At 67.4% G+C, this 14510-nt stretch carries 14 protein-coding genes; 11 read left to right on the forward strand and 3 right to left on the reverse strand.

All coding sequences use genetic code 11. The features are described 5' to 3' along the window. The first annotated feature begins 60 nt into the window (after positions 1–60). The 5 genes from ftsE (at position 61) to rpoH (ending at position 4412) form a co-directional block, all read left to right on the forward strand. Positions 61–747, forward strand: a complete 687-nt coding sequence (gene ftsE, locus AC3WTC_RS18290) for a cell division ATP-binding protein FtsE (RefSeq protein WP_025878609.1) — start codon at positions 61–63, stop codon at positions 745–747. Between the two features lie 2 nt (positions 748–749). Continuing rightward, entirely contained in the window at positions 750–1697 is a 948-nt protein-coding gene (ftsX, locus tag AC3WTC_RS18295) for a permease-like cell division protein FtsX (protein WP_025878610.1), read from the forward strand. A 7-nt stretch (positions 1698–1704) separates the two neighbouring features. Next, a complete protein-coding gene (locus tag AC3WTC_RS18300; protein ID WP_025878611.1) occupies positions 1705–2547 on the forward strand; it encodes a response regulator in 843 nt (280 codons plus the stop codon). A 9-nt stretch (positions 2548–2556) separates the two neighbouring features. Then, positions 2557–3282, forward strand: a complete 726-nt coding sequence (gene ung, locus AC3WTC_RS18305) for a uracil-DNA glycosylase (RefSeq protein WP_492712204.1) — start codon at positions 2557–2559, stop codon at positions 3280–3282. Between the two features lie 254 nt (positions 3283–3536). Next, the gene (rpoH, locus tag AC3WTC_RS18310) at positions 3537–4412 is read left to right on the forward strand and encodes an RNA polymerase sigma factor RpoH (RefSeq protein ID WP_025878613.1); all 876 of its coding nucleotides are present in this window, start codon (positions 3537–3539) and stop codon (positions 4410–4412) included. Positions 4413–4541: 129 nt separating this feature from the next. Here rpoH and purD read toward each other — a convergent pair whose 3' ends face one another. From purD to purH, 3 genes are read right to left on the reverse strand one after another with little or no spacing between them, the layout of a single operon-like run. Then, positions 4542–5825, reverse strand: a complete 1284-nt coding sequence (purD, locus tag AC3WTC_RS18315) for a phosphoribosylamine--glycine ligase (protein WP_492712206.1) — start codon at positions 5823–5825, stop codon at positions 4542–4544. 58 nt (positions 5826–5883) lie between these two features. After that, positions 5884–6762, reverse strand: coding sequence for a hypothetical protein (locus AC3WTC_RS18320; protein ID WP_492712207.1), 879 nt, complete (start codon positions 6760–6762; stop codon positions 5884–5886). 17 nt (positions 6763–6779) lie between these two features. Beyond that, positions 6780–8363 carry a bifunctional phosphoribosylaminoimidazolecarboxamide formyltransferase/IMP cyclohydrolase gene (purH, locus tag AC3WTC_RS18325; protein ID WP_025878616.1) on the reverse strand — a complete coding sequence of 528 codons (1584 nt, stop codon included), beginning with the start codon at positions 8361–8363 and terminating at the stop codon, positions 6780–6782. Positions 8364–8576: 213 nt separating this feature from the next. Between purH and AC3WTC_RS18330 the strand changes: the two genes are divergently transcribed. Genes AC3WTC_RS18330 through AC3WTC_RS18355 form a run of 6 tightly spaced genes read left to right on the forward strand, consistent with a single transcriptional unit; the run spans position 8577 to position 14390 of the window. Beyond that, complete coding sequence (locus AC3WTC_RS18330) at positions 8577–9197, forward strand: CDP-alcohol phosphatidyltransferase family protein (protein WP_025878617.1); 621 nt, start codon at positions 8577–8579, stop codon at positions 9195–9197. Between the two features lie 39 nt (positions 9198–9236). Further along, positions 9237–10988 carry a bifunctional alpha/beta hydrolase/class I SAM-dependent methyltransferase gene (locus AC3WTC_RS18335; RefSeq protein ID WP_059065327.1) on the forward strand — a complete coding sequence of 584 codons (1752 nt, stop codon included), beginning with the start codon at positions 9237–9239 and terminating at the stop codon, positions 10986–10988. Then, on the forward strand, positions 10988–12322 hold the full coding sequence (locus AC3WTC_RS18340) for a phosphatase PAP2/dual specificity phosphatase family protein (protein WP_218788074.1): 1335 nt from the start codon (positions 10988–10990) through the stop codon (positions 12320–12322). The genes AC3WTC_RS18335 and AC3WTC_RS18340 overlap by 1 nt, the downstream gene beginning before the upstream one ends. Continuing rightward, positions 12319–12756, forward strand: coding sequence for a hypothetical protein (locus AC3WTC_RS18345; protein WP_333623483.1), 438 nt, complete (start codon positions 12319–12321; stop codon positions 12754–12756). Before AC3WTC_RS18340 ends, AC3WTC_RS18345 begins: the two co-directional genes overlap by 4 nt. Before the next feature lie 12 nt (positions 12757–12768). Continuing rightward, entirely contained in the window at positions 12769–13398 is a 630-nt protein-coding gene (locus AC3WTC_RS18350) for a lysophospholipid acyltransferase family protein (RefSeq protein ID WP_025878621.1), read from the forward strand. After that, on the forward strand, positions 13395–14390 hold the full coding sequence (locus AC3WTC_RS18355; RefSeq protein WP_025878622.1) for a phosphatidate cytidylyltransferase: 996 nt from the start codon (positions 13395–13397) through the stop codon (positions 14388–14390). Before AC3WTC_RS18350 ends, AC3WTC_RS18355 begins: the two co-directional genes overlap by 4 nt. The last annotated feature ends 120 nt before the right edge of the window (positions 14391–14510 follow it).

Below are 14510 nucleotides of genomic sequence, written 5' to 3' on the forward strand. Positions count from 1 at the left end.
CGGCACCCACCATCGCCCCGGCATCTCCACGCCGTCGCGCCGGTCCTGCATAATCGGCGCATGAGTGTCCTGCGCTTCGACAATGTCAGCAAACAGTACGCCGGTGGCCACGAAGCCCTGACCGATGTCAGCTTCGAGGTCGCGCCGGGCGAAATGCTGTTCGTCACCGGTCACTCCGGGGCGGGCAAGAGCACCCTGCTCAAGTTGATCCACCTCGACGAGCGGCCCAGCCGCGGCGCGGTGATGTTCGACGAGCGCAACCTGCTGAAGGTGCGCGGCGGTGATGTGCCGCGGCATCGACGCGCGGTTGGCGCGGTCTACCAGGACCACCGCCTGCTGATGGACCGCTCCATCGCCGAGAACGTGGCCCTGCCGCTGATCCTGCGCGGCACCCGCCGTGGCGACATCAACAAGCGCGTGCGTTCGGTGCTCGAGCGCATGGGCCTTGGCCACCGCGAGAAGGCGCTGCCCTCGCAGCTGTCGGCCGGTGAGCAGCAGCGCGTCGGCATCGCCCGGGCCATCGTCGGCGAGCCCAAGCTGCTGGTGGCCGACGAGCCGACCGGCAACCTCGATCCCACCCTGGCGGCCGAGATCATGTCCCTGTTCGCCGAGCTGCCTGCGCGCGGCACCAGCGTGCTGGTGGTCAGCCATGACCTGCCGCTGCTGCGCCACATGCGCAAGCGCGTGCTGATCCTCGACCACGGCCGGCTGGTGGACGACATCTCGCCGCAGGATCTGGCGGAGTAACCATGGCCAAGAACGAAAACACCGAAGCTGCTGCGCCGTCGCGCCTGGGCGTATGGTTCCAGCATCACGTGCACAGCGTGGTGTTCAGCCTCGGCCGTGCCTGCCGCAAACCGTGGGCGACGCTGCTGACCGTGATGGTCATGGCGCTGGCCCTGGCGCTGCCGCTGGGCCTGTCGATCGCGCTGGACAACCTCAAGCAGTTTGCCGGCAGCGTGCAGCAGTCGCGCGACATCAATGTCTTCCTGAAGGCGGACGTCGACGGCCCGGGTGCGCTGCGCCTGGCCGGGGAGCTGCGCGACCGGCCGGACGTGGCCAGTGTCACCGTGCGCACGCCGGAGCAGGGCCTGGAGGAACTGCGCCAGGCCGGCCTCGGCGAAGCCATCGACGCACTCAACGACAACCCGTTGCCCTCGTTGCTGGTGGTCACCCCCGGCCAGGGCCAGGACGATGCACGGCTGGCACGCGCGCTGGAAAGCCTGCCCGGTGCCGACCTGGTGCAGCACGACGCCCTGTGGCGGCAGCGCCTGGATGCCTGGCTCGCGTTTGGTGCACGGCTGGTGCAGGTGCTGTCGGTGCTGCTCGGCGCCGGTGCCGCGCTGGTGGTCGGCAACACCGTGCGCCTGGACATCCAGGCCCGCCGCGAGGAAATCGGCGTGCTGCAGCTGCTCGGCGCCAGCGATGGTTTCATCCGCCGCCCGTTCCTGTACCTGGGCGCCTGGTATGGCCTGGGCGCCGGTGCGGTCGCGCTGGGCCTGATCGGCATTGCCGGTGCCGCCCTGCGCGCGCCGCTGGCCGAGCTGTCGCGCAGCTACGGCAGCCCGTTCGTGCTGCATGGCCTGGACCTGCTGCATGGCAGCCTGGTGCTGCTTGGCACCTTGTTGCTGGGCTGGCTGGGTGCATGGCTGGTGACCGGCCACTTCCTCCGCCAGACCCGCCCGACCGACACCTGAGACCGGCATGCAACCGCAAGCGCTGAAGCACCTTGAAGGGCCCGCGACGCGGGTGATGGTGGTTGACGGCTCCAAGCTGGTGCGCAAGCTGATCGCCGACGTCCTGCAGCGCGATCTGCCGGGCGTGGAGGTGATCGGCTGCGACAGCATCGAAGACGCACAGCATGCGCTGGCGCAGGGGCCGGTCGATCTGGTCACCACCTCGTTGACCCTGCGCGATGGCGACGGCCTGGCGTTGGCGCGGATGGTGCGCGAAGCGGCAGGGCAGGCCTATGTGCCGGTGATCGTGGTCTCCGGCGACGCCCAGCAGCACCTGGAGCAGCGCCGCTTCACCGAGTACGTCACCGACTACTTCGACAAATCGCTGGGCCACGAGGCCCTGGCGACCTTCGTGCGCGGCTACGTGCAGCCGCAGACCATTCCCGGCGCGACCATTCTCTACATCGAGGACAGCCGGGTGGTGGCCGAGGCGACCAAGCGCATGCTCGAGCGCCAGCAGCTCAACGTGATGCATGTGGTCAGCGCCGAAGAGGCGTTTACCCTGCTCACCGCCGAATCGCTCGGGCGCAGCCGCCATCGCATCGATCTGGTGCTGACCGATGTGACCCTGAAGGGAGAGCTGAGCGGCCGCGACGTGGTGCAGCGCGTGCGCGTGGACTTCGGCTACGGCAAGCGCCGCCTGCCGGTGCTGGTGATGACCGGCGATGGCAATCCGCACAACCAGACCGGCCTGCTGCAGGCCGGCGCCAACGATCTGGTGCTGAAGCCGATCGAAGAGCGCCTGCTGATCACCAAGGTGCTGTTCCAGCTGCGGCTGGCCCGGTTGAATGATGGACCCCTGTTGCGATGACGTGTTGCGATGATCGATGAAGTAGTGGACACCCCGGCGATCCAGCTGGAACCGAGCTGGAAGCAGCGTGTGGGCGATTACCTGCTGCAGCCGCAGATGCGCGAGCTGTCCAGCTTCCTGCGGCAGCGCAAGGCCAGCGGTGCGGCGGTGTTCCCGCCTGGACCGCAGATCTTCGCCGCCTTTGATGCGACCCCGTTCGATCAGGTGAAAGTGGTCATCCTCGGCCAGGACCCGTACCACGGCCGTGGGCAGGCCCATGGCCTGAGTTTCTCGGTGCAGCCGGGCGTGCCGGTGCCGCCGTCGTTGTTGAACATCTACAAGGAAATCGAGGGTGACCTCGGTATTGCCCGCCCGGACCACGGCTGCCTGATCCCGTGGGCGCAGCGCGGCGTGCTGCTGCTCAACGCGGTGCTGACGGTGGAAGAGGGCAAGGCCGGTGCGCACCAGGGGCGCGGATGGGAAGGCTTCACCGACCACGTGGTGGACGTGTTGAACCGTGAGCGCGAGGGCCTGGTGTTCGTGCTCTGGGGTGCCTACGCGCAGCAGAAGGGCAAGGTGATCGATACCGGCCGCCACCGTGTGCTGAAAGCCCCGCATCCCTCGCCGCTGTCGGCCCACCGCGGCTTCCTCGGCTGCCGTCATTTCTCGATGGCCAACGAGTACCTGCAGCGCCGCGGGCAGGCGCCGATCGACTGGTCGCTGCCGCCGCGGGCGACGCTGGCGCCATCGGGCTGAACGGCGAACAACGCTGCCCCCTGTTGAATGGGCGAAACCGCCACCTGTTCAGCTGCCTTTGACCCGGAATAGCCGGGCTTTCCGGGCTAGTGGGTTGAATTCCAAGGGATTGTGTATCCCGAAAAGCGCGCTCGCCACTGTCATCAAATCGCGTTACGGTAGGGTTCTGTTTGGGACCAGTGTTTCATCAGTGGAATGCTGGAACTTTTTCCTCCTTTAGCAGTCCAAATCCCAGACTGCTAAGATGGGTGCCTATGAGCCAGAACACCTCTACTGCCCTTGTGGCAAACAATCTGCCGATTCCCAGTGCGCTCGGTTCGCTGGACGCCTACATCGGTGCCGTGCACCAGATCCCGGTGCTGTCGGTCGATAACGAACAGGACCTGGCCCGTCGCTTCCGCGACGGCAACGATCTGGACGCTGCCCGTGAGCTGGTGCATTCGCACCTGCGCTTCGTGGTGCACGTGGCCCGCGGTTACAACGGCTACGGCCTTGCGCTGGGCGACCTGATCCAGGAAGGCAACATCGGCCTGATGAAGGCGGTCAAGCGCTTCGACCCCGACATGGGCGTGCGCCTGGTGTCCTTCGCCGTGCATTGGATCCGTGCCGAGATGCACGAGTTCATCCTGAAGAACTGGCGCATCGTGAAGGTCGCCACGACCAAGGCGCAGCGCAAGCTGTTCTTCAACCTGCGCAAGTCGAAGAAGCGCCTGGGCTGGATGAACGCGGCCGAAGTCAGTGCGGTGGCCAAGGACCTGAACGTGTCCGAGCGCGAGGTGCTGGAAATGGAATCGCGCCTGTCCGGCCGCGATATCGGTTTCGATGCCCCCACCGATGAAGACAACGACCACGCGCCGCCGTCGCCGGCTGCGTATCTGGTGGCCAATGACGAAGATCCGTCGATGGCCTACGAGCGCGAGGACAGCGAAGACAACCAGATGCAGCTGCTGCGCGAAGGCCTGGCGGAACTGGATGCGCGTTCGCGCGACATCATCCGCCGCCGTTGGCTGGATGCGGACAGCAAGGTGACGCTGCAGGAGCTGGCGGACGAGTACGGCGTATCGGCCGAGCGTATCCGCCAGGTTGAAGCGAACGCGCTGAAGAAGATGAAGGCGCTGTTCACCGCATAAGGCGGCGAAGCGTTTGAGTAATGGAAAGGCCCGGCATTGCCGGGCCTTTTTTTTCCTGCTGGATCCACGCATGGCGTGGATCTACGTCGCGATCCAGTAGATCCACGCCACGCGTGGATCAGCGCGGTCTCAGATTTCCCGCGCGATCGCGCGCCAGCCGATGTCGGTGCGGTGGAACTCGTTGTCCCAGGTCACCTTCGCCACGCCCGCGTACGCGTTCGCCTGCGCGTCGCGCACGCTGTCGCCCAGCGCTGCCACGCACAGCACGCGGCCACCTGCGCTGAGCACCTGGCCCTGCGCATCCAGCGTCGTTCCTGCATGGAACACCTTGGCCGTTGCCGGCACATCATCCAGGCCGGAGATCACCTCGCCGGTGATCGGCGTTTCCGGGTACGGCCTGGCGGCCAGCACCACGCCGAGCGACGGGCGCGGATCCCACTGCGCGTCCACCTGGTCCAGGCGGCCATCGATCGCCGCGTCCACCAGGTCGACCAGGTCCGACTGCAGGCGCAGCATCACCGGCTGGGTTTCCGGGTCGCCGAAACGCACGTTGAACTCGATCACCTTCGGCGCGCCGCTGGCATCGATCATCAGGCCGGCGTAGAGGAAACCAGTGAACGGGATGCCGTCGGCGATCATGCCCTGCACGGTCGGGTTCACCACCTCGCGCATCACGCGGGCGTGCACGTCCGGGGTGACCACCGGGGCCGGCGAGTACGCACCCATGCCGCCGGTGTTCGGGCCGGTGTCGCCGTCGCCGACGCGCTTGTGATCCTGCGAGGTGGCCATCGGCAGTGCATGCACGCCATCGACCATCGAAATGAAGCTGGCTTCCTCGCCGTCGAGGAATTCCTCGATCACCACGCGTGCGCCGGCATCGCCGAAGGCGTTGCCCGAGAGCATGTCGCGCACTGCGTCTTCAGCCTCGGCCAGGGTCATGGCCACGATCACGCCCTTGCCGGCGGCCAGGCCATCGGCCTTGACCACGATCGGTGCGCCCTTCTCACGCAGGTAGGCCAGTGCCGGCTCGATATCGGTGTGCACCGAATAGAACGCGGTGGGGATGTTGTGGCGTGCCAGGAAGTCCTTGGCGTAGGCCTTGCTGCCTTCCAGCTGCGCGGCTGCCGCCGTCGGCCCGAAGATGCGCAGGCCGGCGGCGCGGAAGCGGTCGACCACGCCGGCCACCAGCGGCACTTCCGGGCCGACCACGGTCAGCGCCACGCCTTCGGCCTGGGCCAGGGCGAGCAGGCCATCGATGTCGGTGACCTTCACCGCGACGTTGCGGCACTTGTCTTCGTTGGCGGTGCCGGCATTGCCGGGCGCCACGAGCACTTCAGTGACACGGGAGGACTGGGCCAGCTTCCATGCCAGGGCGTGTTCGCGGCCGCCAGAGCCGATGACAAGTACGTTCATCACGAGATTCCAGATTGCGTGGGAAGGGAAGTTCCAGGTCCCCGGCGGCGCGTGTGCGTCATTCGCAGCCTTCGCGTTGCAGCGATTCGGGGAAGGAGTAGGTCCAGGACTTCGGGTCCAGGGTGAAGCGGTGCTCCTGACGCACCCGCTTGCCGCCGCAGGTGTTGCCGGATTCCTCGATCAGCAGTGGCCAGATGCGCGCACTGCGGTCGCTGTCGTCGAAACGCAGCGCGAAATCGATGCTGAAGCGGCGGGTGCGGCAGTCTTCGGCGGCATCGGGATCGGCGGCCGCATCGACGTTCTCGCATTCGTACTGGGCGTCGTTGTCGATGTGGCTGCGCACGTTGCCGGTGCTGGTCAGGCCTTTCGGGCCCGGCAGGACCAGGGTCTGCGAGAGCAGCGAGAAGCCCTGGCCGAACCAGCCATCCTCGACGCGGAAGCCGTAGAAATCGCTGCCGGCGCGGATGATGCTGGCGGTGCCGGGCTGGCCACCACTGCCGAAGCGCTCGCCGGTCAGTTCGCTGGTTACCCCGAAGCCATCGCCCTTGGGCTGCAGCACGAAGAACTCGATCGTTCCCGGGTCGATATGCGCGCCATCGACCAGCGCACCGCACACCGCCAGTAGTTGTTGCCAGCTGTCACCGGTCACCACCGGTTGCTCGGCGCAGACCTGCCAGTCGATCGCGCGCGTTTCATCGTCCTGGGTCCAGCTGCCGCGCCATTGGCCGGAAAGCTTGGCGTCCTTGCCGTAACGCCCGGTCAGGAAGGCCTGCAGCCGCGCGGTGCGACTGACATGCGCTGCCGGTTCGCTGGCGGCGGGCTTTGCCGCATCTGCCTGGGGGGCAGATGCGGGCTCGGCGGCCGGCTTGCAGCCGGCCAGCAGGGCCGTGCCAGCGAAGGCGAGCACGGCAAGCGGTTTCAAAGAGACTGCAGACATCCGTGTCGCTCCAGGTATCAGTGGCGGAAGTGGCGAACGCCGGTGAACACCATGGCCAGGCCATGTTCATCGGCGGCAGCGATGACTTCAGCATCGCGCATCGAACCGCCCGGCTGGATCACCGCCTTGATGCCGGCGGCGGCAGCGGCGTCGATGCCGTCGCGGAACGGGAAGAACGCATCGGAGGCCATCACCGACCCTTCGACCACCAGGTTCGCGTCGGCGGCCTTGATGCCGGCGATGCGCGCCGAGTAGACGCGGCTCATCTGGCCGGCACCCACGCCGATGGTGCGGTTGTCCTTGGCGTAGACGATCGCATTGGACTTCACGAACTTGGCGACCTTCCAGGCGAACAGCAGGTCGGTGAACTGCTTGTCGGTCGGTGCCAGCTTGCTGACCACCTTCAGTTCGTCGCGGGTCATGCCGCGGTTGTCCGACGACTGCAGCAGCAGGCCCGAGCCCACGCGCTTGTTGTCGAAGTTGTTCAGGCCGTCGCCGTGCGGGATGCGCAGCACGCGCACGTTGGCCTTCTTCTGCGCGTACTCCAGCGCGGCCGGTTCGTAGTCCGGCGCAATCAGGACTTCAACGAACTGGCGGTCCAGGATCACCTGCGCGGTGGCTGCATCGAGCGGCTTGTTGAAGGCGATGATGCCGCCGAAGGCGCTGGTCGGGTCGGTGGCGTAGGCCAGCTCGTAGGCATCGCCGTTGCCGGCGCCAACGGCCACGCCGCACGGGTTGGCATGCTTGACGATGACACAGGCCGGCGCGTCGAACTGGCGCACGCATTCCCAGGCTGCATCGGCATCGGCCAGGTTGTTGTAGCTCAGCTCCTTGCCCTGCAGCTGCTGGAAGGTGGCCAGCGTGCCCGGCACCGGATGCAGGTCGCGATAGAACGCGCCGCTCTGGTGCGGATTTTCGCCGTAGCGCAGGTCCATCACCTTCACGAAGGTGGAATTCATCTGCGCCGGGTATTCGGCGCGCACCGGCACGGCGGCGTCGGTGGCGGTGACCGCCGACAGGTAGTTGCTGATCGCCGCGTCGTACTGGGCAACGCGGTTGAATGCGGCCACCGAGAAGGCGAAACGGGTGCCGGCCGACAGCTGGCCGTCGTTGGCATCCAGCGAGGCCAGCAGTTCGGCGTACTGCGACGGGTCGGTGGCCACCGCCACGCGGGCGAAGTTCTTGGCCGCCGAGCGCAGCATCGCCGGGCCGCCGATGTCGATGTTCTCCACCGCGTCGGCCAGGGTGCAGTCGGCCTTGGCAGTGACCGATTCGAACGGGTACAGGTTCAGCACCAGCAGGTCGATGGCACCGATGCCGTGCTCGGCCATCACCGCGTCGTCCAGGCCGGAGCGGCCCAGCAGGCCGCCATGCACCATCGGATGCAGGGTCTTGACCCGGCCATCCATCATTTCCGGGAAGCCGGTGACCTCGGCTACGTCCTTCACGGCCAGGCCCGCATCGCGGATCGCCTTGGCGGTACCGCCGGTGGACAGCAGCTCCACGCCGCGTGCAGCCAGCGCGGTGGCCAGCTCGACCAGGCCGGTCTTGTCGGAAACGGAGAGGAGGGCCCGGCGGACGGGCAACAGATCAGCAGTCATGGGGACAGGGCAATCGGCAGCGGAGCGGGGCCGATATTGTAGGCGGTGGGGGCCGGTGGCGGGCGCTGGTGGGGGAAATTGGCCGGTGCAGACTCCCGTCCTGGTCCGCTCGACAGCACCTGCATGGGCCGGCATTGGGCGCAATTCGATACGTGGCGCTGTCGCAATCAGGTAGGCTGTGCCCGCACTGCCAAGGATTAGCGGGTTCAGATCGTGTCGATCTATGCATTGAAAGGACGTTTCCAGGACCTGCTGCGTCCGGCCGTACACGGCCTGTACCGCATGGGGATCACCGCCAACACGGTGACCGTGGCTGCGGCCGTGGTCTCGCTGCTGGTGGCCGCTGCGGTGTGGTGCTGCGCTCCCACCCAGCCGCTGCTGTATCTGGCCCTGCCGCTGTGGATGCTGCTGCGCATGGCCCTCAACGCCGTCGACGGCATGCTGGCCCGCGAATTCGGCCAGCAATCGCGGCTGGGCGCCTATCTGAACGAGTTGTGCGATGTGATCGCCGACGCGGCGCTGTACCTGAGCCTGCTCAGCGTACCGGGCGTGCGCCCCGAGGCACTGTGGCTGCTGGCCTGGGCCGCCGCGCTGAGCGAGTACGCCGGCGTGCTGGGCCTGATGGTCGGCGCCAGCCGCCGCTATGACGGCCCGATGGGCAAGAGCGACCGTGCGTTCGTGATCGGCGTGCTGGGCCTGCTGCTGGCGTTTGGCTGGGCAGGCGCGACCGTGGTCAGCGCGGTCGCCGCACTGGCCGCACTGCTGTGTGGGGTGACGGTGGTCCGTCGCGTACGCCAGGGATTGAAGGAAGCCGCGGCGATATCGCCGCGGTAAGCACAACACGATTACACGCCCTATCCATACGGAGATTGCATGCGTCAGGCGCAGGAACGGGAATTCCACAGCTTCGACCAGGTACCGCTGTTCTACCGGTACTGGCCGAGCACCACGGCAACCACGCCGGCCAAGGCCATCGTGCTGCTGCATCGCGGCCATGAACACTCCGGCCGGGTCACCCATCTGGTCGACGAGCTGGACCTGCCCGACACCGCGTTCTTCGCGTGGGATGCGCGCGGCAATGGTCGCTCGCCCGGCACGCGCGGCGACGCACCGGGCTTCCCGGCGCTGGTGCGCGACCTGGACAGCTTCATCGCCCACATCAGTGCCGAGCATGGCATCGCGGTGGAGGACATCGTGGTGATCGCGCAGAGCGTGGGCGCGGTGGTTGCCGCCACCTGGGTGCATGACTATGCGCCGCGGCTGCGCGCGCTGGTGATGGCTTCGCCGGCATTCAAGGTGAAGCTGTACGTGCCGTTCGCACGCGCTGGACTGGCGCTGATGCAGAAACTGCGCGGCAACTTCTTCGTCAACAGCTACGTCAAGCCGCAGTGGCTGACCCACGACCCGGCACGGGTGGAAAGCTACCGCACCGATCCGCTGATCACCCGGCCGATCTCGGTGCGCGTGCTGCTGGGCCTGTACGAAGCGGCCGACCGCATCGTGGCCGACGCGCAGGCGATCAGCGTGCCGGTGCAGTTGCTGGTTTCGGGCTCGGACTTCGTGGTGCATCGCGGCCCGCAGGACCGCTTCTACGAACGCCTGTCCAGCCCGATCAAGGAGCGCGTGCACCTGCCGGGCTTCTTCCACGACACCCTCGGCGAGCGTGACCGTGCACCGGCGCTGGCGCGTATCCGCAGCTTCATCCAGGCACGCTTTGCCGAACCGCTGCAGGAGCTGTCGCGGCGCGATGCGCATCGGCATGGCCCGACCTTCGAGGAATCGGAGATCCTGTCGTGGCCACCGGAGCGCAACAGCCTGGCCGACCTGCGTTGGCGCGTGGTGCGCGGTGGCCTGCGTTTCGGTGGCACGCTGTCGGAGGGCATCGCGCTGGGCCTGCAGACCGGTTTCGATTCGGGCAGCACGCTGGACTACATCTACCGTGATGAGGCGCGGGGCAAGGGCCCGCTGGGCCGGATGGTCGACCGCAACTATCTGGATGCGATCGGTTGGCGCGGCATCCGCGTGCGCGGCAAGCACCTGCAGGAACTGCTGCGCGATGCCGCCCAGCGACTGCGCGGGCAGGGCGCGCCGGTGCGCGTACTGGACGTGGCGGCCGGCCATGGCCGTTACGTGCTGGAAGCACTCGGCCAGGGCGAACAGCGTGCCGACCGCATCGTGCTGCGCGATTTCAGCGATCTGAACGTAACGCAGGGCAAGGCCTTGATCGAGCGCCTCGGCGCGGCCGACATCGCCCGCTTCGAACAGGGCGATGCGTTCGATCCGGCGCAGCTGGCAGCAGTGGAACCGGCGCCGACGCTGGCGGTGGTATCCGGCCTCTACGAACTGTTCCCCGACAACGATGCGGTCCTGCGTTCACTGCAGGGCATCGCTGCGACGGTGCCGGTGGGCGGTTACCTGGCCTATACCGGGCAGCCGTGGCATCCGCAGCTGGAGTTCATCGCGCGTGCGTTGACCAGCCATCGTGGTGGCGCGGCGTGGGTGATGCGCCGCCGTACCCAGCACGAGATGGACGAACTGGTGCGCCTGGCCGGCTTCCAGAAGGTGGCCCAGCGCATCGATGACTTCGGCATCTTCACCGTATCGCTGGCACGACGGATCGCGTGATGGCGACGCTGGCGGCAACCGCATCATCCAGCGAGGCGCGCCCCTGGCGGCGCGCCCTGCTGTGGCTGGCCCTGCTCGGTCCGTTCTTCTTCGCCAGCTATGGCTTCGCCAACTGGATGGCCGGCCGTCATGCCCAGCTGCCGGTGATGGCATTTGCCTGGGAGGCGCGGATTCCGTTCGTGCCGTGGACGATCGTGCCGTACTGGTCGATCGACCTGTTCTATGCGATCTCGTTCTTCCTGTGCCGGCGCCGGCTGGAGTTGGACCGGCACGCGCTGCGCCTGCTCAGCGCGCAGGTGATCGCGGTGGCGTGCTTCCTGTTGTGGCCGTTGCGCTTCAGCTTCGAACGGCCGGAAATCGGCGGTGTGTTCGGCTGGTTGTTCGACGTGCTGCTGGGCTTCGACAAGCCATTCAACCAGGCGCCGTCGCTGCATATCGTGCTGCTGATCGTGCTGTGGGTGAAGTTCGCGCAGTACCTGCACGGGGTCTGGCGGCTGGTGCTGCATGTGTGGGCGCTGCTGATCGGCATTTCGGTGCTGACCACGTTCCAGCATCACTTCATCGACATTCCCACCGGGCTGCTGGCCGGCTGGTTGTGCGTGTGGCTGTGGCCAGAGCAGGGCACGCCGCCGTTGCGTGCCTGGCAGGCTGCAGGTGACCCGAAGCGTTGGCGGCTGGCCGCGTTGTATGTGTTGGGTGCCGGCCTGCTGCTGGTGCCGGTGGTGATGCTGCGCGGCACCGCATTGTGGCTGCTGTGGCCCGTGGTGTCGTTGCTGCTGGTGTCGCTGGCCTATGCCGGGCTGGGCACGGCGGTGTTCCAGAAGCGCGCCGATGGCCGGTTGACGATGGCCGCGCGCTGGCTGCTGGCACCGTACCTGGGTGCGGCGTGGATCAACTCGCGGTTGTGGACGCGCCGCGCGCCGCAGCCGGTGCCGGTCGTCGACGCTGTCTGGCTGGGGCGCCTGCCAGGTACCGCACTGCCGGCACCGCTGGTGGGCGTGGTCGACACCTGTGCGGAGCTGTCCTGCCGCGCGCCGGGAGCAGCGTACGCCAGCGTGCCGATGCTGGACCTGGTGGTGCCCTCGGCGGCGCAGCTGCGCGCCGCGGCAGATGCCATTGAACGCCTGCGCGGCCAAGGCCCCGTCCTGGTCTGCTGTGCGCTGGGGTATTCGCGTAGCGCGGCCAGCCTGGCGACCTGGTTGCTGCGCACCGGCCGTGCGCGCGATGTGGCCGACGCGGTGTCGATCGTGCGTGGCGCGCGGCCGTCGATCGTGCTGCACGACGTTCATCTACAGGTGATCGCGGCCGCTGCCGCGCAGGAGACCATTGCATGAGCGCCGTGCCCGATCTGCCGATGATGCATCTGCTGCTGCGGCAGGGGCGATTGCCTGCCGCGTTGTCGCTGGGCCTGCTGCTGGTGGCCCTGTTGTTGCTGGGCATCGAGCCTGGGCTGGCGATGTTCGCCGCTGGCCTGCTGCTGCTGAGCCTGGTTGCAGGTGTTGTGCAGGCGTACTACGCGGTGCGGGTGCAGTTGGACGCCAGCCTGCTGCGCCTGCTGCAGCAGGAGGGCCTGCAGGGTGAAGTCGCGGCACAACGCGTGGACCAGGCGCTGCACACCGCTGGCCTGCGCAGGCTGGACGCATCGGCACCGACGCGTGGCTGGGATGCGCGCTGGACCGGCATGCGGCGTCTGCTGATGCGCCAGTACGCCGCCACGCTGCTGCAGTTCGCTGCCCTGCTGCTGGCCGTGCTGTGGCCGCAGACCTGACCGGAGGTGCCGATGTTCGCTGAACTGATCGCCCGCGCCTGCAGCGCGGCCATCCACGTAGTGACCGGCGCACGCGCGCTGTGGGTTGGCTGCGCGCCGTCCAGCGAGCACCGCGTGTACTACGGCAACCATGCCAGTCATGGTGATTTCGTGCTGATCTGGTCGTCGATGCCGCCGGCGCTGCGGCGCCAGGTGCGGCCGGTCGCCGCCGCCGAGTACTGGCAGCGCGACGGTCTGCGTCGTTACCTGATCGACGCGGTATTCAATGGCGTGCTGGTGGAGCGCGAGGCCGGCAACCGCCATCAGGATCCGCTGCAGGTGCTGCGTGACGCGGTGGACGAGGGCTGTTCGTTGATCCTGTTTCCGGAAGGCACGCGCAACATCGGTGATGAGCCGCTGCTGCCGTTCAAGAGCGGCATCTACCACCTGGCCCGGCAACGCCCGGAGCTGGAGTTCGTGCCGGTGTGGATCGACAACCTCAAGCGTGTGATGCCGAAAGGGCGTTTCCTGCCGCTGCCGTTGCTGTGCACGGCAACCTTCGGTACGCCGCTGCGGCTGCAGGCCGATGAGGACAAGGCGGCGTTCCTGGCACGCAGCCGGCAGGCGCTGCTGGCTCTGGCACCGAATGGAGGCCGTGCATGAGCTTCATGATCGATGTGTCCGGTGATCTTGCCGCACGCAGTGTGGGCCAGCAGACAGGGCTGCTGTTCGCAGGCGTAGGCGCCGTGCTGGTGCTGGCCACGCTGGTGTCCGAAACCCTGCGCTGGCGCCAGCGTGGACAGCCCAGCGCGGTGATCGCCAACCTGGTCTCGCGCATCCGCGCGTGGTGGGTCATGGCCATCGTGGTCGGGCTGGCGCTGTTCTTCGGGCGCGCCGGAGTGATCGTGCTGTTCGCCATCATCTCGCTGTTCGCACTGCGCGAATTCATCACCCTGGCGCCAACACGATCAGGTGACTACTACGCGTTGCTGGCCGCGTTCTACATCGTGCTGCCGTGGCAGTACTACCTGGTGTGGATCGACTGGTATGGCATGTACACGCTGTTGATCCCGGTGTACGCGTTCCTGTTCCTGCCGATCCTGGCCACCATCGGTGGTGACACCACCCACTACCTGGAGCGCACGTCGAAGGTGCAGTGGGGCCTGATGATCTGCGTGTTCTGCATCTCGCACGTGCCGCTGCTGCTGAACCTGCGCGTGCCGGGCTACGATCCGGCGCGCAACGTGCTGCTGTTCGCCTTCCTGGTGATCGTGGTGCAGTCGTCGGACGTGCTGCAGTACATCTGGGGCAAGCTGCTGGGCAAGCACCTGATCGCGCCGAAGCTGTCGCCGTCGAAGACGGTGGAAGGCTTCGTCGGCGGCGTGCTCTGTGCCAGCGCGTTGGGCGCCGCGCTCTGGTGGATCACCCCGTTCACGCCGCTGCAGGCGTTCGGCCTGTCGCTGCTGATCAACCTGATGGGGTTCTGGGGCGGCCTGGTGATGTCGGCGATCAAGCGCGACCGCGGCATCAAGGACTGGGGCAACATGATCGAGGGCCATGGCGGCATGCTTGATCGGCTGGATTCAGTGTGCTTCGCCGCCCCGGTGTTCTTCCACGTGGTGCGTTACTACTGGAAGGCGGGAGGCGGCGGGTGATTCCGCCGGCGGGCCATCCACGCATGGCGTGGATCTACCGGAGCCGGTAGTGGGGGGGGGGGGGGGGGGGGGGGGGGGGGGGGGGGGGGGGGGGGGGGGGGGGGGGGGGGGGGGGGGGGG

Source organism: Stenotrophomonas sp. FW305-C-20-S1, from assembly GCF_058783335.1.